The following is a 20,982-nucleotide window of genomic DNA, read 5'->3' on the forward strand; positions in this document are numbered from 1 at the left end:
TCCGCAGGCCCGGGTGGGGACGTCGACGGCCGGTGTGCGTGGCGTTACTCCTGGACGGGCGGCATGGTCGCGGTCGGGCCCGTGTCCTCGGCCAGCCGGGCCTCGACGTGGGCGACCTTGGCGGTCATCGCGTCGGTGACCCCGGGGCGGAGGTCGGCCTTGAGCACCAGGTTGACCCGGGGCGCCTGCGCCGCCACGGTGTCCACGGCGCGCTTCACCACCGCCATCACCTCGTCCCACTCGCCCTCGACGGTGGTGAACATGGCGTCGGTCCGGTTGGGCAGGCCGGATTCGCGGACCACCCGGACGGCGTCGGCGACCAGGTCGCCCACGGACTCACCCACGCCGAGCGGGGTGATCGAGAACGCGATCAGCATGCCGTCGATCGTGCCAGTAAATCGGGTGCGGGGCGGGCGGGCGGCGGCTTAGGCTGCTGGCATGCGTAACTGACGCCCTTCCGCCGAGCCCGGTCCACCGCCGTACGCCGTGGACCTGTCCCGCTCCGGGCGTCCGCATCCTCCCCGCCGCCGTCGGTCGCGGTGTCTGTCGTGGTCGGACCCACCGGAGCTCGCCCGCTCGCCCGCGCCGGCAACGGCGCGCCCGACACTCAGGAGGTTCGCGTATGCCCGCCAAGCGCAGTCCGAAGAAGTCCCGCAAGCCGTCGCCGTCCCTGACGGACGTGACCCCGACGGATCTCGACACCCTCACCGTGGCGCCGGTCGCCGGCTCGGTGGCGCTGCCGACGCCGGTCGGCGCCACGCCACCCGCGCCGCCGAAGGCCGGCCCGCCGGCCGGGCGCGACGCCCGCCTCGCCGGGCGCAGCAAGCGCGCCGGCCAGACCAAGTTCTACGCGTTTCGGCGCAGCTGACCGGTCCTTGATCGACCCCCGGGTTGCGGCCGTCCGTGGTGTCCCGTCGTCGGGAAGACCCGCGGTGCCGCAACCCGGGGTGGATCAACCGACGGCGGGTGGTCGCGGGGTCAGCCGATCAGCGGGCGGAAGGTGCCCAGCACCACGCTGACCGTCAGCGCCGTGCCGGCCAGCACCGTCGCGCCGAGGATCAGCAGCCCGTCCGCCCGGGTGAAGCGCTGACGGCGGGCGACCGTACGCGGGGTGCCGGCGTCGAACCCGCGGGCGTCCATCGCGACCGCGAGTCGGGTGCCCCGCCGGATCGCCCCGACCAGCAGGGCGAACGCCGTCGATACGAAGAGCCGCAGCCGGGCCACCGGGTTGCGGCCGGCGTCCACGCCCCGGGCCCGCCGGGCCATGCTGATCATCCGCCACTCCTGTTCGAGCAGCGGCACCAGCCGGAACGCGGCCAGCGCGCCGATGGCGAACCGGGCCGGCGCCTTCGCGTTCTGGATCAGCGCGTCGGCCAGGTCGGTGGCGTCGGTGGTGGCGAAGACGATGATTCCGGGCAGCGCCACCGCGAGCATGCGCAGCACCAGCCCCAGGGCGGTGACCAGCACCCCTTGGGTGATCAGCACCGGGCCGGCCTCGACCAGCACCGGGCCGGACCGGTCGGCGGCGAAGAGCACCAGGGTGACCAGGATGCCGCCGGCGCCGGCCAGCAGCGGCCAGGCCCGCCGGGACAGCACGCGGTAGCGGACGCCGAACAGCGGCAGCACCGCCAGCTCGACCGCGATGGCGATCGCCGGGGCCACCGGGTCCAGGGTGGCGATCAGGATGAACGAGAAGACCAGCGCGGCGGCCAGCTTCGCGACCGGGTTGCGCCGGGCCAGCGGCGCGCCCGGGACGGCGACCGGCTCGACATTGATCATGCCCGCTCCAGGGTGAGGGTGCGGTCCGCCAGCGCCGCGACGAAGTCCGGGTCGTGGGTGACCGCGACGACGCCGTGGCCGGCGTCGCGCAGCTCGGCGAAGAGGTCGACCAGCTCCCGCCAGGTCCGTCGGTCCTGGCCGAAGGTGGGCTCGTCGCAGATGAGCAGGCGGGGCGCGGTGGCCAGGGCGGTCGCCACGCTCAGCCGCCGCGCCTCGCCGCCGGAGAGGGTGTACGGGTTGGCCCCGGCCAGCCGGGCCAGCCCGAGCCGGTCCAGCAGCCCGTCCACGGTGGCCCGGACCGCCGCCTCGTCCTGCCCGGTGCGGCGCGGCCCGAGCGCCAGCTCGTCGCGGACCGTGCCGGTGACGAACTGGTGTTCCGGATCCTGGAAGACCGAGCCGATCCGCCGGGCTAGGGCGGGCGCCCGCCAGCGGTGCGGGGGAGTACGGGCGTCCCGGCCGGCCAGGGCGGCCGTGGCGGTGGCCGTACCGGCGCCCGGGCGGAGCAGGCCGCCGAGGAGCAGCGCCAGGGTGGACTTGCCGGCGCCGTTCGGGCCGAGCACGGCCAGCGCCTCGCCGGCGCGTACCTGAAGGTCGGTGGGGGCCAGCCGGGGTGGCAGGCCGAGCCGGTCGGCGGTGAGCAACACCTCGCCGGGCGGCGCGGTGGCGTACCGGGACGGCACGGTGTGGCCGGGCACCCAGACCCCGGCCGCGGCGAGCGCCTCGCCGTGCGCGGCGAAGACCGCCTCGGGTGGTCCGTCGGCCCGCACCCCGCCGCCGGACTCCAGCACCACCACCCGGTCGACCAGCGGCAACGCCTCGGCCACCCGGTGCTCGACCAGGATCAGCGTGGTGTCGGCGTCGAGGGCGTCGGCGACGGCCCGCCGGATCAGGGTGGCGCCGGCCGGGTCGAGGTTGGCGGTCGGCTCGTCGAGCAGCAGCAGCCCCGGGCGCAGGGCGAGCGCCCCGGCCAGGGCGAGGCGCTGCTGCTCGCCGCCGGAGAGCGCGGCGGTGGGCCGGTTCCGGTGGTACGGAAAGCCGACCCGGCGCAGCGCCTCGTCCACCCGGGGCCAGATCTCCTCGGCCGGTACGCCCCGGTTCTCCAGCCCGAACGCGACGTCGTCACCGGCGCGGGCCATCACCAGCTGGGTCTCCGGGTCCTGGAAGACGATGCCGACCCGTTCCCGGGCCTTGCGCGGGTCGAGCCCGTCGATCTCGACGACGCCCTCCTGCTCGCCGGAGTCCTCCGGCAGCAACCCGGCGAGCGCCGCCAGCAGCGTGCTCTTGCCGGCCCCGGAGGGCCCCAGCAGCAACACCCGCTCGCCCCGGTCGATGCGCAGGTCCACCCCCAGCACCGCCCACGCCTTGCGGCCCGCATGCCGCCACCCGAACCCCCGCAGCTGCACCGCGCTCACCACCACACCCCCTTCCCTCCGGTGATCATGAAGTTGGCGGCAGTTCCGGAGATCCACATCGCCGCCAACTTCATGATCGACACGATGGGGTGGCCGTCAGACCGTGGCGCGTTCGCGGCCGGCGGGGAAGCGGTCCAGGACGCCGGTGTTGGCCAGGGCGCGGGTCAGGAACCAGCTGCCGAGGCCGGCGATGACGGTGGCGCTCACGATGGTCAGCAGCGCGTACGGGATGCGGTAGCTGGCCAGGTCGTAGGTCTTGTTCCAGTAGACGAAGTCGAAGATCGCCGCGCTCAGGCCGGTCAGCGCGCCGGCCAGCAGGGCCGTCGGCAGCCGGTACGAGCGGTAGCGGAACGCGGCGAACGCCAGCTCGGCGCCGACGCCCTGCATCAGCCCCTGCACGATCACGATGCCACCCCACTGGCTGCCCAGCAGGGCCGAGATGATCGCCGCCACCAGCTCGCAGTAGAGCGAGGCGCCGGGCTTGCGGACGACCAGGCCGCCCAGGACGGCCGGCACCAGCCAGACGCCGTAGATGAGGGTCTGCGCCGGCGGGAAGAAGGCGAACGCGGCGTCGGTGGCGCCCCAGAGGAGGCCCCAGGCCCAGAAGATGACGCCGAAGGCGACCGCGATCACCGAGGCGACCACGATGTCGATGGTGCGCCAGCGGTTGCTGTTGTCCATTGGTGAGCTCCCAGTCCAGAAGAGGAACCAGGAGAAGACGCACGCCGCGCCCGGTGTCACCGGACGGCGGCGCGGCTGGAGGTCGACCGAACTCCCTGCGCTGGCATTACCCAGATCAGGTTCGAGGGTCTGCGGGCACCGGCCCGCACTCTCAGCGCTGTGCGCTCCCCTGTCGGATGTGAAGTTGTCTCGGCAGACGCTAGCACCAGGTGGCGGGCGTGGTCACCCTGCACCCGCGCCGCCGGGCCACACTGCCCGCCGCCCCGGCTGGGTAGGCTGCCGATCATGCGGGTCGACGCGCGAGGTCTGACGTTCGAGGTACGCACCGGCGGCCCCGAGGACGGCGAACCCGTCCTGCTGCTGCACGGCTTCCCGCAGCACGGCGGCGAGTTCGACGGGGTGGTGCCCGCGCTGCACGCCGCCGGCCTGCGCACCTACGCGCCCGACCAGCGCGGCTACTCGCCGGGCGCCCGGCCGCCGGCGGTCGAGGCCTACCGGATCCCGGAGCTGGTGGCCGACGCGGCCGCGCTGCTCGACGCGCTCGGGGTGACCACCGCGCACCTGGTCGGCCACGACTGGGGCGCGATCGTGGCGTGGGGCCTCGCGGCGGCGCACCCCGAGCGGGTGCGCACCCTGACCGCGGTGTCGGTGCCGCACCCGGCGGCGATGGGGCACGCGTTGGCCACCGACCCGCAGCAGAAGGCCCGCTCCTCCTACATCGCGCTGTTCCGCCAGCCCGGCAAGGCGGAGAAGGTGCTGCTGGCGTTCCGCGCGGCGACCCTGCGCCGGATGCTCGGCGGGGTCGGCGACCCACGCCGGGTGGCCCGCTACGCCGACCCGATGCGCGAGCCGGGCGCGTTGACCGCCGCCCTGAACTGGTACCGCGCCATGACCGGGGCGGACATGAAGGCGGTCGGGCCGGTGGCGGTGCCGACCACGTTCGTCTGGAGCGACAAGGACATCGCGATCGGCCGGACCGCGGCCGAGGCGTGCGCCCGGCACGTGACCGGCGACTACCGCTTCGTCACGCTCACCGGCGTCACCCACTGGATCCCCGACGAGGCGCCCGCGCCGCTGGCCGAGGCGGTCCTCGCCCGCGCCGGCCGATGACCGCGGCCACCGCGCTGGCCCGGCCGCACACCCGTGCGTCGCTCGCCACCCAGCTCCGCGCCCTCGGCGTAGGCCCCGGCGGGACCGTGCTGGTGCACGCGGGCCTGCGCGGCCTCGGGTTCCTCGCCGGCGGCCCGGAGGCGGTGCTGCTCGCCCTGCGCGACGTGCTCGGGCCGGCGGGCACCGTGGTCGTGCCCACCCACACCCCGGAGAACAGCGACCCGGCGGGCTGGACCAACCCGCCCGTGCCGGCGGACTGGTGGCCGGTCATCCGGGCGGAGCTGCCCGGCTTCGACCCGGCGGTCACCCCGAGCCGGTTCATGGGGGCGTTCGCGGAGCTGGTCCGCACCTGGCCGGGAGCGCGGCGCAGCGACCACCCGCACGTCTCCTTCGCCGCGCTCGGGCCGGTCGCGACGCGGATCGTCGCCGGGCACGCCCTCGCCGACATGCTCGGCGAGAGCTCTCCGCTGGCCCGCCTCTACGACCTCGATGCCGACGTGCTGCTGCTCGGCGTCGACCACGGCTGCAACACCTCGCTGCACCTGGCCGAGTACCGGCAACCCGCGCCGCCCCGGCAGCGCTGCGGCGCGGCGGTGCTGACCGCCGACGGCGGGCGGGACTGGGTGTGGTGGGACGACGTCCGGGTGGACGACGACGGATTCGCCCGGCTCGGCGCCGACCTGGAGGAGACCGGTGCGGTGCGGCTCGGGCCGGTCGGGGACGGCACGGGCCGGTTGATGAGGCAGCGGGCGGCGGTCGACTTCGCGGTGGACTGGCTGGCCCGCAACCGACGGACGGAGGAAAAATGACGGTGAGCGCCGAGGCGTACCTGGCGGTGGTGACCGAGGCGATCGGCCGGGTGGCCGCCGCCCAACGCGACAACGTGGGCCGGGCGGCGGACCTGATCGCCGAGTCGCTGCGCGCCGACGGCGTCGTGCACGCGTTCGGCACCGGGCACTCGGAGGCCCTGGCCATGGAGATCGCCGGCCGGGCCGGCGGGCTGGTGCCGACGAACCGGATCGCCCTGCGCGACCTGGTCCTCTACGGCGGCGAGCCGGCCGACGTGCTCGGCCCGAAGCTGGAACGCGAGCCGGCGGTGGCGCACCGCCTCTTCGAGCTGGCCCCGGTGCGGCCGCAGGACGTCTTCGTGCTCGCCTCCAACTCCGGGGTGAACGGCGCGATGGTGGAGTTCGCGTCCATCGTCAAGGAGCGCGGGCACGCCCTGGTCGCGATCACCTCGGCCGAACACTCCGCCCGGATGACCTCGCGCCACCCGTCCGGGCGCAAGCTGGCCGACTTCGCCGACGTGGTGCTCGACAACGGTGCCCCGTACGGCGACGCCACCCTGCCGCTGCCCGGCGGCGGCGCGGTCGGCGCGGTCTCCTCGATCACCGCCGCGCTGCTGGCCCAGCAGATCGTGGCGGAGGTGGTGGCCCGGCTGCTGGCGGCGGGGGAGCGGCCCCCGGTCTACCTGTCCGCCAACGTCACCGGCGGCGACGAGCACAACGCCGAGCTGGAGGCCCGGTACGCCGGCCGGATCCGCCGGGGGGCGTGAGCGCGAGGAGTGAGCCGGGTTTGCGAGCCCCGCAGTCGCGAACGAAGGCAGCACAGTGACCGGTTTCGCGACCGGCCGGGCCGGGCACTGGCGTTGCTGCCGACGGGGTGCTCTCCGCCGGCAGTACCGTCTTCTCCGGAGGTAGTGCGTGTCCAAGGAATCCGAGAAGCAGCGCTGGCAGCGCAACTTCGCAGACCTGCTCCAGGAGCTGCGGGTGGCGCAGACCGGCGTGCAGATCCTCTTCGCCTTCCTGCTCACCCTGCCGTTCAGCACCGGTTTCACCCGTACCACGGAGTTCCAAAGGGACGTCTACATCGTCGCGTTGCTGGCCGCCGCCGCGGCCACCGCGATGATCATCTCGCCGGTCGCCTTCCACCGGGCGCTGTTCCGGCAGGGCCGCAAGCCCGAGCTGGTCCGGTTCGCCCACCGGATGGCCAGCAGCGGCCTCGCGTTCATGCTGATCTCGATGGTGAGCGCGGTCCTGCTGATCACCGACTTCGTGCTGAGCCGGCCGATCGCCTTCCTGCTCAGCGGGATCACCGCGGTCTGGTTCCTGGCGTTCTGGGCGATCCTGCCGTTCGCCCGGCGCAACTGGGGTGAGGACGACATCGACGACGAGGACGACGACCCGCAGGTGCTGCACGGCGACTGAGCCGCCCCGGTCCGCGCCAAATCGGACGTGCACGCGACGCTACCCCTGGGTAACAACCGGGGGTAGCGTCGTTTCCGTCGAGCACGTCGACGCAGCCGGACCGAGGTCCCCAGGAGGCAGCCGTGACCACGACACAGAACAGCCGACCCGATCCCGCGAACGCCGGCGGCCCCACCGGTCGGGTGGCCCCGATCGACGACACCGATCCGCCGGCCGGCACCGCCGCGGCCGTCGATGCGGCGGGCGGGGCGGGCCTGCTGCCCACCGAGGCCGGCCAGGTGTCCGAGAAGGAGGCCCGGCAGGTCGCCGAGGCGGCCCGGGAGGCCGCCTGGGACCGGCCCAGCTTCGGCAAGGAACTCTTCCTCGGCCGGTTCCGGCTGGACCTGATCAACCCCTGGCCGCGGTCGGATCCGGAGGATGTCGCCCGGGCCGAGGAGTTCCTCGACGCGTTCGGGGCGTACCTGGACGCCGAGGTGAACGGTGCGGCCATCGAGCGGGACGCCCGCATCCCCGACGAGGTCTTCCGCGGGCTGGCCCGGCTGGGCGCCTTCGGCATGAAGATCGACCGCGGGTACGGCGGCCTCGGGCTGAGCAACCTGCACTACTGCCGGGCGTTGATGCGGGCCGGCTCGGTCAACCCCGCGATCGGCGCGCTGCTCTCCGCGCACCAGTCGATCGGCGTGCCGCAGCCGCTGAAGATGTTCGGCACCGCGGAACAGAAGCAGCGCTTCCTGCCCCGGCTGGCCGCCGGGGAGGTCTCCGCGTTCCTGCTCACCGAGCCCGACGTCGGCTCCGACCCGGCCCGGCTGGCCACCACCGCCGAGCCCACCGAGGACGGCACCGGCTACCGGCTCAACGGGGTGAAGCTCTGGGCCACCAACGGCACGGTCGCCACCCTGCTCGTGGTGATGGCCCGGGTGCCGGCCGGCGACGGGCGGCGCGGCGGCATCACCGCCTTCGTGGTGGAAGGCGACAGCGAGGGCATCACCATCGAGCGGCGCAACGCCTTCGTCGGCCTGCGCGGCCTGGAGAACAGCCTCACCCGGTTCCACGACGTCTTCGTGCCGAAGGAGAACATCATCGGCGGCGAGGGCAAGGGCTTGAAGATCGCGCTGACCACGCTGAACACCGGGCGGCTGTCGCTGCCGGCGATGTGCGTCGGGGCCGGCAAGTGGTCGCTGAACGTGGCCCGGGAGTGGGCCGCCGACCGGGTCCAGTGGGGACGGCCGGTGGGCGAGCACGAGGCGGTCGCCAAGAAGTTGGCCTTCATCGCCGCCACCACGTACGGCATGGAGAGCATGCTCGACCTCAGCTGCCTGCTCGCCGACGATGACCGCAACGACATCCGGATCGAGGCCGCGCTGGTGAAGCTCTACGCCAGCGAGATGGCCTGGAAGATCGCCGACGAGCTGATCCAGATCCGCGGCGGCCGGGGTTACGAGACGGGCGAGTCACTGGCCGCCCGGGGCGAGCGGCCGGCCGTGGCCGAGCAGATCCTGCGCGACCTGCGGATCAACCGGATCTTCGAGGGTTCCACCGAGATCATGCACCTGCTGATCGCCCGGGAGGCGGTCGACGCGCACCTCTCGGTGGCCGGCGACATCATCGACCCGGACGCCGGGCTGGGCCGCAAGGCGAAGGCGGGCGCCCGGGCCGGCGTCTTCTACGCGAAGTGGCTGCCCACCCTCGCGGTCGGCCGGGGCCAGGCACCCGGGGCGTATCACGAGTTCGGCCCGCTGGCCGGGCACCTGCGGCACGTCGAGCGGACCTCCCGCAAGCTGGCCCGCTCCACCTTCTACGCGATGTCCCGCTGGCAGGGAAAGATGGAGCGCAAGCAGGCCTTCCTCGGCCGGGTGGTGGACATCGGCGCGGAGCTGTTCGCGATGTCGGCGGTCTGCGTCCGGGCGGCCGCCGAGCGGGCCGAGCACCCGGAGAACGTGGAGCTGGCCGACCTGTTCTGCCGGCAGGCCCGGCTCCGGATCGACGAGCTGTTCACCGGCCTGTGGTCCAACACCGACTCGCTCGACGTGGCCGCCGCGAAGCGGATCCTCGCCGGCCGGTACGCCGCTCTGGAGGAGGGGATCAGCACCCCGCCCGCGGACCTGCCCTGGGTGGCCCGCTGGCAGCCGGGCCCGTCCACGGCCGAGGACGTCCGCCGCCGCATCCCGCCGGCCGGCTGACGCCGCGCCCCGCCGCCGGATCCCCGGCGGCCACGCGGGCCAGCCGGCCCGAGGGTCCGCGCGTGTCGCGGCATGTCGCGGTGTCCGACCGATCGGAGACCGCGACCTGCCGCATCCCGCGCCGCCAGCCGGCGCCCGGCGCGGGGATGCGTCAGGCGCGGGCGATCGCCCAGGCGATCACGCCGGCCAGGATCAGGCCGTTCAGCGCCGCCAGCACCAGGTACGCCGCCGGGGGGATCTTGCGGCCCTTGCGCACGAAGCGCACCAGGACGCCCGCGTAGATCAGCAGCAGCACGGCGACGGCGATCAGGAAGTACAGCACCGCTGTACCTTAACGGCTGTCCTTCAGGCCGAGCCTGCGCAGCTCCAGCGCGGCGAGCGCGTCGACCGTCGCGTCGTCGCCGCGCCGCCACGCCTCGGCCACGTCGGGGGCGATCCGGGTCAGCTTGCCCAGCGGCTGGCCGGCGAGCGCGCGCAGCGCCAGCAGGTCCCGGCCGGCGGGGGCGGCGGCGAGGGCCTGAGCCGAGCCGGCCCGGCGCATCCAGCGCAGCCGCAGCGGCAGCCAGCCGAACAGCACCAGGCCGAGCGGGAAGACCAGCACCGCGACGCTCAGCGCGAGGGCCAGCTGGCCGACCAGCTCCTGCTGGTCGCGTCCGGCCTCGGCGACCGCCCGGGCGGCGTCGGCGGCCTTGGTGAACGGGGCGGTCAGCTCGTCGCCGACCAGCGGCACCCGGCCGACCTTGCCGCCCGCCTCGGCCAGGTTGTCGGCGAGGCCACTGCCGGCCCCCTCCAGCTTCCGTCCGGGTACGGCGAGCTTCTCGACCAGGTCGTACAGCCAGAGCGCGAAGCGGATCGACGCGTACACCCAGACGACCACGAGCAGGTCGGTGAGGAGCTGACGGAGGGCGGTCGGGAAGCGATCAGCGTAGATCTTCACGCCGGACAGCGTGCCACGGTCCGGCCCCGGTGGCACGGCGAGATTTTCTCAGCGGGCGCAGGCCGGACAGGTGCCGAAGATCTCCAGGGTGTGGCTGACCTCGGCGTACCCGTGCTCGGCGGCGACCCGCTCCGCCCAGCTCTCCACCGCCGGCCCGGCCACCTCGACCGTCCGCCCGCAGGCCCGGCAGACCAGGTGGTGGTGATGGCCCTCGCTGCACCGCCGGTAGAGGTGCTCACCGCCGGGTGGCCGCATCACGTCGATCTCGCCGGCGTCGGCGAGGCCCTGCAGAGTGCGGTAGACGGTGGTCAGGCCGACCCGCTCGCCGCGCTGGCGCAGCATCGCGTACAGGTCCTGGGCGCTGTGGAAGCCCTCCACCTCGCCCAGCAGCGCGCTCACCGCGGTCCGCTGCCGGGTGTTCCGCAGCGCCCCCTCGGTCATGCCGCCACCTCTCCGCGGCCGGCGCCGGCCGGCGGTCCGGCGCTGCGCTCGTTCACGACGATCCCTCCCCGGCGTGGCTGACCGCGTCCGCGACGATGTGCGCGACGTGCTCGTCGACCAGGGCGTACGCGATCTCGCGCCCCCGCCGGGAGCCGCGCACCACACCCGCCCCGCGCAGCACCCGCAGGTGCTGGGAGACCAGTGGCTGCGGGGCGCCGAGCTTCTCCACCAGCTCGTGCACGCAGCGCTCACCCGCGGCCAGCTCGCTCACGATCGCCAGCCGGATCGGCGCCGACAGCGCGCGCAGCAGGTCACCCGCGCCCTCGAAGGCGTCATACCCGTTCATGGCGGTCACCCCGTAACGGTAACCAATACCGACTGGGTCGGCCGGGGGTGGTTCACCGGAGCACGACCTCGTGCTCCGGCGGCTCGACGACCGACTCGGCGACGGGCGTGGCGACCGGCCGGGACCACCGGCGCAGCGCCCGCCGTCCGGCGGCGGCCAGCGCGACCACCAGGAACGAGGCGATGGCCAGCAGCACCACCGAGGCGCCGGGCGCGGTGTCGGCGGTGGCCGCCACCACGACGCCCGCCCCGGCGGCGAAGAGTCCCAGCGCCATCGCCGCCGCCATGGTGCCCCGGAAACCCCGGGTCACCTGCTGCGCGGTCGCCACCGGCACCACCATCAGCGCGCTGATCAGCAGCACCCCGACGGCCCGCATGGCGATGGTCACGGTCACCGCGGTGGTCACCGCGAGCAGCAGGTTGAGCGCCCGCACCGGCAGGCCGGAGACCCGCGCGTACTCCTCGTCGTGGCAGACCGCGAAGAGCGCCGGCCGCAGCACCAGCATGGTCACCAGGATCGCCACGCCGAGCACCAGGATGGTGGTCAGGTCGGCCGCCGACGTCGTGGTCAGCGACCCGAAGAGGTACGAGTTGAGCGACGCGCTGCTGGCGTCGGAGAGCCCGACCAGCATCACGCCGCCGGCGATGCCGCCGTAGAAGAGCAGCGCCAGGGCCAGGTCGCCGGAGGTACGCCCGCGCGAGCGGACCAGCTCGATGACGATCGCGCCGAGCGTGGCGGCGAGCACCGCCACCAGCACGGGGGAGCGGTTGAGCAGCAGCCCGGCGCCGACGCCGGTGAGCGCCACGTGCCCGATGCCGTCGCCGATCAGCGCCAGCCGCCGCTGCACCAGATAGATGCCGAGCGCCGGGGCGGCCAGCCCGATGACCAGCGCGCCGACCAGCGCGCGGAGCATGAAGTCGTACTGGAAGAGGTCCATGTCAGATGCTCCTCCACAGCCCGGCGGGCTCCTCGTCGCAGTGCGGGTGCACGTGTTCGTGGTCCGGGTCGGCGTGGTGGCCGGCCGGCTCGGGCACCGGGCCGTCGTGGCAGATGCCGCCCTGGTGGACGACGACCGCCCGGCTGATCAGCGGGCGCAGGGGGCCGAGCTCGTGGGCGACCAGCAGCACCGTGCCGCCGCCGCCGAGGAAGCCGCGCAGCGCCCCGGCGAACGCCTCCTGGCTGGCCGCGTCCACCCCGGCGGTCGGCTCGTCCAGCACCAGCAGCTCCGGCTGGCCGGCCAGGGCCCGGGCGATCAGGGTGCGCTGCTGCTGCCCGCCGGAGAGGGTGGCGACGGGGTCTCCGGCCCGGTCGGCGAGGCCGACCGTGCGCAGCGACGCGGCGACCGCCTCGCGGTCGGCCCGGCCCGGCGGCCGCAGCACGCCCCGGCGGGCCAGCCGCCCCGACGCCACCACCTCGCCCACCGTGGCCGGTACGCCGCTGCCCGCGCCGAGCCGCTGCGGGACGTACCCGATCCGGTGCCACTGCCGGAAGCGGCGCTGCGGGGTGCCGAAGAGGGTGACCGACCCGGCGCCCAGCGGGACCAGGCCCAGCACGGCGCGGATCAGGGTGGATTTGCCGGAGCCGTTGGCGCCGAGCACGGCGACCACCTCGCCGGCGGTGACGGTGAGTGAGACGTCGCGCAGCACGGGCCGGGCGTCGTAGCCGACGGCGGCGTGCGCGACCTGGATCACGGGTGTCATGAGCAGTCCAAGGCGGTGCGCAGGGTCTGGAGGTTGGTCCGCATCGCGGCGAGGTAGTCACCCTCGGCCGGCGGGCCCTCGATCGGGTCGAGCACGGCCGTCCTGGCCCCGACCTCGCGGGCCACGGTCTCGGCGACCTTCGGGCTGACCAGCGTCTCGAAGAAGATGGTGGTGGCCCCGTGCTCGCGCGCCTCCTTCGCCACCTCGGCGAGGCGCTGCGGGGAGGGCTCCCCCTCCGGGCTGAGCCCGGTGATGCCGACCTGTTCGAGCTGGTAGCGGGCGGCGAGGTAGCCGAAGGCGGCGTGGCTGGTCATGATCTCCCGCCGCTGGCAGGTGCGCAGGCCCCGGGCGTAGTCGGCGTCCAGCCCCTCCAGTTCGGCGCGGAGCGCCTTCGCCCGGGCGGTGAAGTCGGCGGCCCGGTCCGGGGCGGCCCGGCCGAGCCGCTCGGCGAGCCGGTCGCCGGCGGTGGCCAGCCGGGTCGGGTCGAGCCAGAGGTGTGGGTCCCGGCCGCCGCTCTCCGCCGCGTGGCCGGCCTCACCCTCGTGCTGGTGCCCGCCCTCGGCGGCGTCGCGCAGCGGCTGCACACCGGCGACGTCGAAGGCCCGGTCGCCGCCGTTCTGCGCGACGGCCTCGTCCACCGCCGGCTGGAACCCGGCGAGATAGACGATCAGCTCCGCGTCGGCGACCTGGCCGACCTGGCGCGGGTTGAGCTCCAGGTCGTGCGGCTCCGCGCCGGGCTTGACCAGGTTGGCGACCGTGACGGCGTCGCCGCCGATCCGCTCGGCGAGGAACTGGAGCGGATAGAACGCCGCCACCACGTCGACCCGGGTCGGGTCGGTCCCGCTGCCGCCGCCGCCCGAGCAGGCGGCGGCGCCGCCCAGGGTGAGCAGGGCGGCGGTGGCGGCGGCGAGGGCGCGCGGGGCGGTGCGGACGGTCATGTCGTCAACTGTCCGCGATAACGAAATTGATTGTCAAAAACGCATGATTGCATGTCAGCGCGGTGCGCCGGGTCACAGCAGCTTGGCGAGGGCGAGCGCGATCAACAGGGTGAGCATCACCAGCCGCAGCACCCGGGTCGCCGGCCGCTGCACCGCCCAGGTGACCGTCATGAGCCACACCAGCAGCCCGGCCAGCAGGAGCAGCAGCACGCCGCCCGCCGGACCGGGCGCGAAGAGCGCCACCAGCACCAGGACCAGGGCCGCCAGGAACACCGTCGTCGGGTTGAGCCGGGCCAGCCGGGCCAGCAGGGGACTCTGCGTAGGCTGCATGCCACAGACTCTACGAGGAGGAAGCCGGTGCTGGTCACCAACCGGTTCGTGGTGGACGCCGAGGTGGCGTCCGAATTCACCGAACGGGCGCACGCGGCGCTGGCCGCCCTCGCCGCCCGCCCCGGTTACCTGCGGGGTGAGCTGATGCGGGCGCTGGACGACCCCACGCACTGGTGCCTGCTCACCGAGTGGGAGTCGGTCGGGGCGTACCGGCGGGCGCTGGGCGGGTTCGACGTCAAGGTGACCGCCGTGCCGCTGCTCGCCCAGTCCGTCGACGAGCCGTCCGCCTACGAGACGCTCGCCAGCGCCGCGCCGGAGGGCGAGATCGTCATCGTCGCCAGTGATCGGGCCGCAGGTCCTTACCGCTGAGGCCGGGGCACTACCCTCTGGCGTATGACCGCTCCCGGGGCCGTCCCACCCCCACCACCCGTACCGTCCGGCGGCCCGCCGGCACCCGGGACGCCGGCGGAGCCCGGCGTTCCCGCGCCGCCCGCGGGCCCCGGGGTCACCCCGCCGTTCGCCGCCCCGCCCACCGAGGGCGGGCGGAACCGGCTCTGGCTCGGGCTCGGCGTCGGTGCGCTGGCCGTGCTGCTCTGCTGCGGCGGAGGCGGCGCGGCCGTGGTCGGGCTGGCGGTGAGCAACGTCCAGGCCGTCGAGGAACAGGGCCGGGCGGTCACCGACGACTACTACCAGGCCCTCGTCGAGAAGGACTGGTCCAAGGCGTACGACCAGCTCTGCGACGACGCCCGGCGGCGCGAGTCCCGGCCGGAGTTCGAGCAGCGGGTGGCCACCGAGCCGCAGATCTCCGGTTACCGGGTGGGCAAGGTCGACACCCAGACGCTGACCGTGCCGGTGAACGTCACCCTGGCCGGCGGCAAGCAGGAGAGCCAGACGGTGACGCTGGCGCCGGACCAGCAGACGGGCGGTATGGAGGTCTGCGGGGTGAGCTGACCCGGCCCCGGTATTCTGCTGGGCTCGGGACGCCGTTAGCCGTACCGTTGTCCCGAACCGTCCGGTTCCATCCACACATCGCCCCCGCCGACCGCCAGCCGGCGTAGGAGGAAACATGCCAGCCGACCGTATCGACGCCGTCGTCAGCCTCGCCAAGCGCCGAGGCTTCGTCTTCCCCTCCAGCGAGATCTACGGGGGCACCCGATCGGCGTGGGACTACGGTCCGCTCGGCGTGGAGCTCAAGGAGAACGTCCGCCGGCAGTGGTGGAAGACCATGGTCCAGCAGCGCGACGACGTCGTCGGCCTGGACTCCGCGGTCATCCTGGCCCGCCAGGTCTGGGAGGCCAGCGGCCACATCGCCGAGTTCGTCGACCCGCTGACCGAGTGCCAGTCCTGCCACAAGCGGTTCCGCGCCGACCACCTCGAGGAGGCGTACGAGGCCAAGCACGGCCGGCCGCCGACCTCGCTGTCGGAGATCAACTGCCCGAACTGCGGCAACAAGGGCACCTTCACCGAGCCGAAGATGTTCAACGGCCTGATGAAGACCTACCTGGGCCCGGTCGAGAGCGAGGAGGGCCTGCACTACCTGCGCCCGGAGACCGCCCAGGGCATCTTCGTCAACTACAAGAACGTGGAAACCGTCGCCCGCAAGAAGCCGCCGTTCGGCATCGCGCAGACGGGCAAGTCGTTCCGCAACGAGATCACCCCGGGCAACTTCATCTTCCGGACCCGCGAGTTCGAGCAGATGGAGATGGAGTTCTTCGTCGAGCCGGGCACCGACGAGAAGTGGCACGAGTACTGGCTCCAGGAGCGCTGGAACTGGTACCTCGACCTGGGTCTCTCCACGGACAACCTGCGCTTCTACGAGCACCCCAAGGAGAAGCTCTCCCACTACTCGAAGCGCACCGTCGACATCGAGTACCGGTTCCAGTTCGGCGGCACCGAGTTCGCCGAGCTGGAGGGCATCGCCAACCGCACCGACTTCGACCTGTCCACGCACAGCAAGCACTCCGGCGTCGACCTGTCGTACTTCGACCAGACCAAGGGCGAGCGCTGGATGCCGTACGTGATCGAGCCGGCCGCCGGCCTCACCCGCGCGGTGCTCGCCTTCCTGCTCGAGGCGTACGACGAGGACGAGGCGCCGAACACCAAGGGTGGCGTCGACAAGCGGACCGTCATGCGGTTCGACCCGCGGCTGGCCCCGGTCAAGGTGGCGGTGCTGCCGCTGTCCCGCAACGAGGCGCTCTCGCCCAAGGCCAAGGGGCTCGCCGCCGACCTGCGCAAGCGCTGGGTGGTCGAGTTCGACGACTCGCAGGCGATCGGCCGCCGCTACCGCCGCCAGGACGAGATCGGCACGCCGTTCTGCGTCACCGTCGACTTCGACACGTTGGACGACAACGCGGTGACCGTGCGGAACCGGGACACCATGGGTCAGGAGCGGATCTCCCTGGACCAGGTCGAGCGCTACCTCATCGAGCGACTCCCCGGCTGCTGAGCTGGTCACGGGGCCCCGGCCGGGCAGGTCGGGGCCCCGTACACTTGTCCGGTGACCGCCCCGACCCTGCCCGCGCTGCGCCCGCTGACCCTCGGCCCGCACCAGGTGTGGCCGCCGGTGGTGCTCGCGCCGATGGCCGGGATCACCAACGTCGGCTTCCGGCGGCTCTGCCGGGAGCAGGGCGGCGGCATCTACGTCTGCGAGATGATCACCACCCGGGCGCTGGTCGAGCGGAACCCCAAGACGCTGCGCATGATCGCCTTCGGGGCGGAGGAGCAGCCGCGCAGCCTCCAGCTCTACGGCACCGACCCGGAGATCACCGCCGCCGCCGTGCGGATCGTGGTCGAGCGGGACCTCGCTGACCACATCGACCTCAACTTCGGCTGCCCGGTCCCCAAGGTCACCCGGCGCGGCGGCGGGTCGGCCCTGCCGTGGCGGCGCCGGCTCTTCGCCCGGCTGGTCAAGGCCGCCGTGGACGCCGCGTCGCCCGCCGGGGTGCCGGTCACCGTCAAGATGCGCAAGGGCATCGACGACGACCACCTGACGTACGTCGAGGCCGGGCTCGCCGCCCAGGACGCCGGGGTGGCAGCGGTCGCCCTGCACGGGCGTACGGCCGCACAGCGTTACTCGGGCACCGCCGACTGGGACGCCATCGCCAACCTCAAGCAGGCGCTCGACGTGCCGGTGCTCGGCAACGGCGACATCTGGGAGGCCGACGACGCGCTCCGGATGGCGGCCCACACCGGAGTCGACGGGGTGGTGATCGGGCGCGGGTGCCTGGGCCGGCCGTGGCTCTTCGCCGATCTGGAGGCCGCCTTCAACGGCCGCACCGAGCGACGGCTGCCCACCCTCGGCGAGGTGGCCGTGACCATGCGGCGGCACGCCGAACTGCTGGTGGACCAGTTCGTCGCCGGCGCCCGCAACCCGGCCCGGGGCGAGCGGGATGGCTGCACCGACTTCCGCAAGCACGTCGCCTGGTATCTCAAGGGCTTCCCGATCGGCAGCGAGCTGCGCCGCTCCCTCGCGATGATCGACAGCCTGGCTCAGCTCGACGACCTGCTCGGCAAGCTCGACCCGACCGTACCGTTCCCGGTCGAGACCCTGGGCCAGCCGCGCGGCCGGACCAACTCCCCGGGCAAGGTCTTCCTGCCCGACGGCTGGCTGGCCAGCCGCGACGACGACACCCCGCCGGACGGCGCCGAGCTGGACGACTCCGGCGGCTGAGACGCCGAAAGGGCCCGGCCCCTGGTGGGGGTCGGGCCCTTTTGTGGTGCTGGGGATCGTCAGGAGGCGGTGTAGCCGCGGGTGGCGATCCAGTCGGCGAGGTTGTCGACGCTGATGCGGTAGGAGGCCATGTTCGGGTCGGCGGAGTCGGCGATGGTGACGGTCTTGCCACCGTCGCGGTAGCCGACGACGCTGATGTAGTGGCCGCCTTCGAAGGAGTGGGTGTTGCCGTCGGTGTCGGTGGTGGTGCCGGCGATGTTGGCGACCACGGCGCGGTCGTCGTCGATGGTGCGGACGATGTCGGTGCGCAGCTTGTCGGTCTGCTTGTCGTCGGCCTTGGGGGTGCTGATCTCCACCGAGTGGTAGGCGTCCTTCTTGCCGGTTTCCTTGTTCAGGACCGGGGTGATGTCGTTGATGCTGTTGGTGCCGTTCTCGGTGGTGCCCATTTCCTTGGCCATGGCGTCGACGTCGATGTTCTTGCCCTGGACGGACAGGGCGTTGCGGGTGGCGGCGGGGCCGCAGTAGTAGAAGTTCGGCTGGGCCTCGTAGCGGACGTTGAGTTCCCGCTCGCCGCCGGGCTTGCGCTCGGTGGTGACCGAGGAGGCGGCCTTTTCGGCGGGGGTGGCCTGGGCGGCGATGGCGGGGCCGGCGATCCCGCCGGCGGTGGCGGCGAAGCCGGCAGCGGTCAGGACGGTCTTGCGAAGCAGAGTGGTGGCCATGATGAGTCACGCCTTCCATTCGGGGGTTTCGCGGCACCCGCGAAGGGGGGTGCGGTGCTGCCGCGTGAAAAGGTCTTGGGAGGGGCGGGCCCGGCGGTCGGGGGTGACCTGCTCGGGTGGCCCGGGGGTGTAACGACCGGGGGCCGGGAGTGATTCCCGGTGGCCTCACCGGCGGGACCAGTGTTCGCGGTCCGGGGAGGTAACGACGGCCGGTGGCCGGTCATTCCGACCGGCGGCCCGCCGGCCCGTGGGGGCGGGGGTTGCCGCGCGGTCTGCCATGTTCAACGACCCCGCCCCCGGCATGATTCCGCCGTGCGGGTGGCCCCGACCACGCGACACCCCGCCGTCAACCGCCCATCCGGGGCCGACGGAGGACATCCCCGCCCCCGGCGATCCGGACATTCGGCGCATGCGGCGCGGCCGGTCGGGTGGGTGATCGACTCGGATTGCGGCACGTCGGGGCGTCCCGGGCCTCGAGATGCCGCCGAATGCGGCACCCCGAGTGGATCACGGCCGGGCGCTTGCCACCCGACCCCCGCCCGCCACCCGGACATTCTCCGCACACGGCGACATTCCCCCCGTGCGGGTTCGAGCGGGGGTGTTCATCGACTCGGTGTGCGGCATGTCGGGGTGGCCGCCCCGCCGCCCCGCCGGGCCGACGGGCCACGCAACTTCGCCGAAAGTGCTGCCTCCCGGGGCGGGGAGGCAGCACTTTCCCCGATGTTGGTCGATGGGCGACCCCGCGGTGGGCCGAGGTCAGTGGGTGTCGGCAGGGGTGGTGGAGGAGGGGCGCTGGGTGGGGATGGGGTGCGTCGCCGGCCAGGGGACGTCGGGCGAAGGGTGGAAGGTGATGCCGGCGGCGGTCCAGCGCGGCCCGTGTCCGGCCAGGCGCTCCCGGAAGGCGGCCCAGTCGTGCGTCGACCGGGGTGACCAGGCCAGTTCGGCGATGGCGGGCAGGCGCGGGAAGAGCATGAACTCCACCTCGGCCAGCGTGGTGACCGACTCGGTCCAGAGCGGCGCCTCCACGCCGAGCACCGCCTCGATCGGTACGCCGGCGACGTGCGTGCCCGGATCCCAGTCGTACGCGCGCCGCACGTCGATCAGCCCGGCCCAGTCATGTCCGATCGGGGTGTCCGGGGCGTACTTCATGTCGAGGTAGGCGCGGTTGCCGGGGGAGAGGATGACCCGGGCGCCCCGGCGTACCGCCTCGGCGGTCTCGGGGTCGTCGCCGTTGGTGCCCCACCACTGGAGGACGCGCCCGTCGAGGTGTTCCGCCGGGGCGAGTTGGTGCCAGCCGACCACGGTCTTCCCGGTGTCCGCCACGATCCGCTGCGCCCGCTCGACGAAGCCGGTGTAGGCCGCCCCCTTGACCTTGAACGCCTCGTCGCCGCCGAGGTGCAGCCACGGGCCGGGGGTCAGCGCGGCGACCTCGCCGATCACGTCGGCGACGAAGTCGTACGTCCGCTCGTCGGCCGGGTCGACGTAGCTGAAGCCGACCTCGGTGCCGGTGTACGGCGGCGGCGGGATCTTGCCGGGCGCCAGCTCGGGGTACGCGACCAGCGCCGCGTTGGTGTGCCCCGGCAGGTCGATCTCCGGCACCACGGTGACGTGGCGGCGGGCGGCGTACGCGACGATCCGGCGGTAGTCGTCCTGGGTGTAGCAGCCGCCGGGGCCGCCGCCCACCTGGGTGACTCCGCCCACCTCGGCCAGCCGGGGCCAGGAGTCGACGGCGATCCGCCACCCCTGGTCGTCGGTGAGGTGCAGGTGCAGGTGGTTCAGCTTGTACCGGGCCAGGTGGTCGACCACCCGCAGCACGTCCTCGACGCCGAAGAAGTGCCGGGCCACGTCGAGCATCGCACCCCGGTACGCGAAGCGCGGCCGGTCGACGATCGTGCCGCCGGGCACCACCCAGCGTTCGGTGACCGGGGTGGCGGCCTCGACCGCCGCCGGCAGGAGCTGCCGCAGCGTCTGCGCGCCGTGGAACAGGCCGGCCGGGGTGGCGGCCGTGATCCGGACGCCATCCCGGGTGACGTCGAGGCGGTAGCCCTCGTCGCCCAGGTCGTCGCCGTCCGGCAGCCCGGTGCCGGGTTCCGGTCCACGGCCCGCCGCATCCCCGGCCCACTCCGCGCCGGCCGGACCGGGCGCGCCGGCACGAGCGGCGGCGCCGACCGGATCGGCCGCGCCGACGGAAGCGGCCTCGGCCCGGCTCCCCGCGTCCGACAGGGTGAGTGTCAGCAGGCCATCCGGCCCGGCGGCCGCCGTGTCGGCGACGGGGATCGGGTGACCGGTGGCGGGGCGCAGCCAGCCGGCGAGCTGCTCCGCCACGTCCCGGGCGGCCGGGTCGAGGCTGACCCGGACCGTCGCGTCCGCGGGGAGTGCGAAGTCCGCCGCCGCGGCCGGAAACACCTGCTCGGGTGCGGGCACCACGTCGCCGAGCCGGACCGGGCCGGGCGGCGCGAGCAGGTCACCGGCGCGCCGGGCGGCGGTGCGGGCCAGGTCGGCGGCGGTCGGTTGCTGGGTGGGCAGGCCGGC

General features: G+C 73.9%; 24 protein-coding genes and 1 riboswitch. Of the genes, 10 read left to right on the plus strand and 14 right to left on the minus strand.

The window, feature by feature from the left end:
• Positions 1-44 precede the first annotated feature (44 nt).
• A complete protein-coding gene (locus ACZ6S5_RS13870; protein WP_466000443.1) occupies positions 45-377 on the minus strand; it encodes an MTH1187 family thiamine-binding protein in 333 nt (110 codons plus the stop codon).
• A 245-nt stretch (positions 378-622) separates the two neighbouring features.
• Here ACZ6S5_RS13870 and ACZ6S5_RS13875 point away from each other — a divergent pair, with 245 nt between their 5' ends.
• Positions 623-868: a hypothetical protein gene (locus ACZ6S5_RS13875; protein WP_466000444.1), complete on the plus strand. Its 246-nt coding sequence runs from the start codon at positions 623-625 to the stop codon at positions 866-868.
• 110 nt (positions 869-978) lie between these two features.
• Here ACZ6S5_RS13875 and ACZ6S5_RS13880 read toward each other — a convergent pair whose 3' ends face one another.
• The 3 genes from ACZ6S5_RS13880 to ACZ6S5_RS13890 form a co-directional block, all read right to left on the minus strand.
• The gene (locus ACZ6S5_RS13880) at positions 979-1,779 is read right to left on the minus strand and encodes an energy-coupling factor transporter transmembrane component T family protein (RefSeq protein WP_466000446.1); all 801 of its coding nucleotides are present in this window, start codon (positions 1,777-1,779) and stop codon (positions 979-981) included.
• Positions 1,776-3,191, minus strand: coding sequence for an ABC transporter ATP-binding protein (locus tag ACZ6S5_RS13885; protein WP_466000447.1), 1,416 nt, complete (start codon positions 3,189-3,191; stop codon positions 1,776-1,778). The genes ACZ6S5_RS13880 and ACZ6S5_RS13885 overlap by 4 nt, the downstream gene beginning before the upstream one ends.
• A gap of 96 nt (positions 3,192-3,287) precedes the next feature.
• The gene (locus ACZ6S5_RS13890; protein ID WP_466000448.1) at positions 3,288-3,872 is read right to left on the minus strand and encodes an ECF transporter S component; all 585 of its coding nucleotides are present in this window, start codon (positions 3,870-3,872) and stop codon (positions 3,288-3,290) included.
• 74 nt (positions 3,873-3,946) lie between these two features.
• A riboswitch (TPP riboswitch) is annotated at positions 3,947-4,053 on the minus strand.
• Between the two features lie 104 nt (positions 4,054-4,157).
• Between ACZ6S5_RS13890 and ACZ6S5_RS13895 the strand changes: the two genes are divergently transcribed.
• The 5 genes from ACZ6S5_RS13895 to ACZ6S5_RS13915 all read left to right on the plus strand — a co-directional run bounded on the left by ACZ6S5_RS13895 (position 4,158) and on the right by ACZ6S5_RS13915 (position 9,369).
• Entirely contained in the window at positions 4,158-4,982 is an 825-nt protein-coding gene (locus ACZ6S5_RS13895) for an alpha/beta fold hydrolase (protein ID WP_466000449.1), read from the plus strand.
• Positions 4,979-5,791 carry an AAC(3) family N-acetyltransferase gene (locus tag ACZ6S5_RS13900; RefSeq protein WP_466000450.1) on the plus strand — a complete coding sequence of 271 codons (813 nt, stop codon included), beginning with the start codon at positions 4,979-4,981 and terminating at the stop codon, positions 5,789-5,791. Before ACZ6S5_RS13895 ends, ACZ6S5_RS13900 begins: the two co-directional genes overlap by 4 nt.
• Complete coding sequence (locus ACZ6S5_RS13905) at positions 5,788-6,537, plus strand: sugar isomerase domain-containing protein (RefSeq protein ID WP_466000451.1); 750 nt, start codon at positions 5,788-5,790, stop codon at positions 6,535-6,537. Before ACZ6S5_RS13900 ends, ACZ6S5_RS13905 begins: the two co-directional genes overlap by 4 nt.
• A 148-nt stretch (positions 6,538-6,685) precedes the next feature.
• The gene (locus tag ACZ6S5_RS13910; RefSeq protein ID WP_466000453.1) at positions 6,686-7,189 is read left to right on the plus strand and encodes a DUF6328 family protein; all 504 of its coding nucleotides are present in this window, start codon (positions 6,686-6,688) and stop codon (positions 7,187-7,189) included.
• 122 nt (positions 7,190-7,311) lie between these two features.
• Entirely contained in the window at positions 7,312-9,369 is a 2,058-nt protein-coding gene (locus ACZ6S5_RS13915) for an acyl-CoA dehydrogenase family protein (RefSeq protein WP_466000454.1), read from the plus strand.
• Positions 9,370-9,520: 151 nt separating this feature from the next.
• Here the strand turns inward: ACZ6S5_RS13915 and ACZ6S5_RS13920 are convergent, their stop codons facing one another.
• The 8 genes from ACZ6S5_RS13920 to ACZ6S5_RS13955 all read right to left on the minus strand — a co-directional run bounded on the left by ACZ6S5_RS13920 (position 9,521) and on the right by ACZ6S5_RS13955 (position 14,061).
• Positions 9,521-9,691 (minus strand): hypothetical protein, encoded by a 171-nt coding sequence (locus ACZ6S5_RS13920; RefSeq protein WP_466000456.1) that lies wholly within the window; start codon positions 9,689-9,691, stop codon positions 9,521-9,523.
• Between the two features lie 9 nt (positions 9,692-9,700).
• Positions 9,701-10,306: a hypothetical protein gene (locus ACZ6S5_RS13925; RefSeq protein ID WP_466000458.1), complete on the minus strand. Its 606-nt coding sequence runs from the start codon at positions 10,304-10,306 to the stop codon at positions 9,701-9,703.
• A 48-nt stretch (positions 10,307-10,354) separates the two neighbouring features.
• Positions 10,355-10,747, minus strand: coding sequence for a Fur family transcriptional regulator (locus tag ACZ6S5_RS13930; protein WP_466000459.1), 393 nt, complete (start codon positions 10,745-10,747; stop codon positions 10,355-10,357).
• Between the two features lie 52 nt (positions 10,748-10,799).
• Complete coding sequence (locus ACZ6S5_RS13935) at positions 10,800-11,093, minus strand: ArsR/SmtB family transcription factor (RefSeq protein ID WP_466000536.1); 294 nt, start codon at positions 11,091-11,093, stop codon at positions 10,800-10,802.
• A gap of 52 nt (positions 11,094-11,145) precedes the next feature.
• Entirely contained in the window at positions 11,146-12,030 is an 885-nt protein-coding gene (locus ACZ6S5_RS13940) for a metal ABC transporter permease (protein WP_466000461.1), read from the minus strand.
• Position 12,031: 1 nt separating this feature from the next.
• Complete coding sequence (locus ACZ6S5_RS13945; protein ID WP_466000463.1) at positions 12,032-12,793, minus strand: metal ABC transporter ATP-binding protein; 762 nt, start codon at positions 12,791-12,793, stop codon at positions 12,032-12,034.
• Positions 12,790-13,731 carry a metal ABC transporter substrate-binding protein gene (locus ACZ6S5_RS13950; protein ID WP_466000464.1) on the minus strand — a complete coding sequence of 314 codons (942 nt, stop codon included), beginning with the start codon at positions 13,729-13,731 and terminating at the stop codon, positions 12,790-12,792. Before ACZ6S5_RS13950 ends, ACZ6S5_RS13945 begins: the two co-directional genes overlap by 4 nt.
• Before the next feature lie 72 nt (positions 13,732-13,803).
• Positions 13,804-14,061: a DUF6703 family protein gene (locus tag ACZ6S5_RS13955; RefSeq protein ID WP_466000465.1), complete on the minus strand. Its 258-nt coding sequence runs from the start codon at positions 14,059-14,061 to the stop codon at positions 13,804-13,806.
• Positions 14,062-14,088: 27 nt separating this feature from the next.
• Here ACZ6S5_RS13955 and ACZ6S5_RS13960 point away from each other — a divergent pair, with 27 nt between their 5' ends.
• The 4 genes from ACZ6S5_RS13960 (at position 14,089) to dusB (ending at position 17,731) form a co-directional block, all read left to right on the plus strand.
• Entirely contained in the window at positions 14,089-14,430 is a 342-nt protein-coding gene (locus ACZ6S5_RS13960; RefSeq protein WP_466000466.1) for an antibiotic biosynthesis monooxygenase family protein, read from the plus strand.
• 24 nt (positions 14,431-14,454) lie between these two features.
• Positions 14,455-15,012: an Rv0361 family membrane protein gene (locus tag ACZ6S5_RS13965; RefSeq protein WP_466000467.1), complete on the plus strand. Its 558-nt coding sequence runs from the start codon at positions 14,455-14,457 to the stop codon at positions 15,010-15,012.
• A gap of 115 nt (positions 15,013-15,127) precedes the next feature.
• Complete coding sequence (locus ACZ6S5_RS13970) at positions 15,128-16,507, plus strand: glycine--tRNA ligase (RefSeq protein WP_466000468.1); 1,380 nt, start codon at positions 15,128-15,130, stop codon at positions 16,505-16,507.
• Positions 16,508-16,558: 51 nt separating this feature from the next.
• Positions 16,559-17,731, plus strand: a complete 1,173-nt coding sequence (gene dusB / locus ACZ6S5_RS13975) for a tRNA dihydrouridine synthase DusB (RefSeq protein ID WP_466000470.1) — start codon at positions 16,559-16,561, stop codon at positions 17,729-17,731.
• A 59-nt stretch (positions 17,732-17,790) separates the two neighbouring features.
• Here dusB and ACZ6S5_RS13980 read toward each other — a convergent pair whose 3' ends face one another.
• Both ACZ6S5_RS13980 and ACZ6S5_RS13985 read right to left on the minus strand, forming a co-directional pair.
• A complete protein-coding gene (locus ACZ6S5_RS13980; protein WP_466000472.1) occupies positions 17,791-18,450 on the minus strand; it encodes a C39 family peptidase in 660 nt (219 codons plus the stop codon).
• Positions 18,451-19,206: 756 nt separating this feature from the next.
• Complete coding sequence (locus ACZ6S5_RS13985; protein ID WP_466000537.1) at positions 19,207-20,976, minus strand: family 20 glycosylhydrolase; 1,770 nt, start codon at positions 20,974-20,976, stop codon at positions 19,207-19,209.
• Positions 20,977-20,982: the final 6 nt, after the last annotated feature.

It is taken from the genome of Micromonospora sp. NPDC051924 (assembly GCF_055586005.1).

Coding starts and splice junctions, on each gene's coding strand:
- ACZ6S5_RS13870 (WP_466000443.1), bottom strand. CDS start 377: ATGCTGATCGCGTTCTCGATCACCCCGCTCGGCGTGGGTGAGTCCGTG.
- ACZ6S5_RS13875 (WP_466000444.1), top strand. CDS start 623: ATGCCCGCCAAGCGCAGTCCGAAGAAGTCCCGCAAGCCGTCGCCGTCC.
- ACZ6S5_RS13880 (WP_466000446.1), bottom strand. CDS start 1,779: ATGATCAATGTCGAGCCGGTCGCCGTCCCGGGCGCGCCGCTGGCCCGG.
- ACZ6S5_RS13890 (WP_466000448.1), bottom strand. CDS start 3,872: ATGGACAACAGCAACCGCTGGCGCACCATCGACATCGTGGTCGCCTCG.
- ACZ6S5_RS13895 (WP_466000449.1), top strand. CDS start 4,158: ATGCGGGTCGACGCGCGAGGTCTGACGTTCGAGGTACGCACCGGCGGC.
- ACZ6S5_RS13900 (WP_466000450.1), top strand. CDS start 4,979: ATGACCGCGGCCACCGCGCTGGCCCGGCCGCACACCCGTGCGTCGCTC.
- ACZ6S5_RS13905 (WP_466000451.1), top strand. CDS start 5,788: ATGACGGTGAGCGCCGAGGCGTACCTGGCGGTGGTGACCGAGGCGATC.
- ACZ6S5_RS13930 (WP_466000459.1), bottom strand. CDS start 10,747: ATGACCGAGGGGGCGCTGCGGAACACCCGGCAGCGGACCGCGGTGAGC.
- ACZ6S5_RS13935 (WP_466000536.1), bottom strand. CDS start 11,093: ATGAACGGGTATGACGCCTTCGAGGGCGCGGGTGACCTGCTGCGCGCG.
- ACZ6S5_RS13940 (WP_466000461.1), bottom strand. CDS start 12,030: ATGGACCTCTTCCAGTACGACTTCATGCTCCGCGCGCTGGTCGGCGCG.
- ACZ6S5_RS13945 (WP_466000463.1), bottom strand. CDS start 12,793: ATGACACCCGTGATCCAGGTCGCGCACGCCGCCGTCGGCTACGACGCC.
- ACZ6S5_RS13950 (WP_466000464.1), bottom strand. CDS start 13,731: ATGACCGTCCGCACCGCCCCGCGCGCCCTCGCCGCCGCCACCGCCGCC.
- ACZ6S5_RS13955 (WP_466000465.1), bottom strand. CDS start 14,061: ATGCAGCCTACGCAGAGTCCCCTGCTGGCCCGGCTGGCCCGGCTCAAC.
- ACZ6S5_RS13965 (WP_466000467.1), top strand. CDS start 14,455: ATGACCGCTCCCGGGGCCGTCCCACCCCCACCACCCGTACCGTCCGGC.
- ACZ6S5_RS13970 (WP_466000468.1), top strand. CDS start 15,128: ATGCCAGCCGACCGTATCGACGCCGTCGTCAGCCTCGCCAAGCGCCGA.
- ACZ6S5_RS13980 (WP_466000472.1), bottom strand. CDS start 18,450: ATGGCCACCACTCTGCTTCGCAAGACCGTCCTGACCGCTGCCGGCTTC.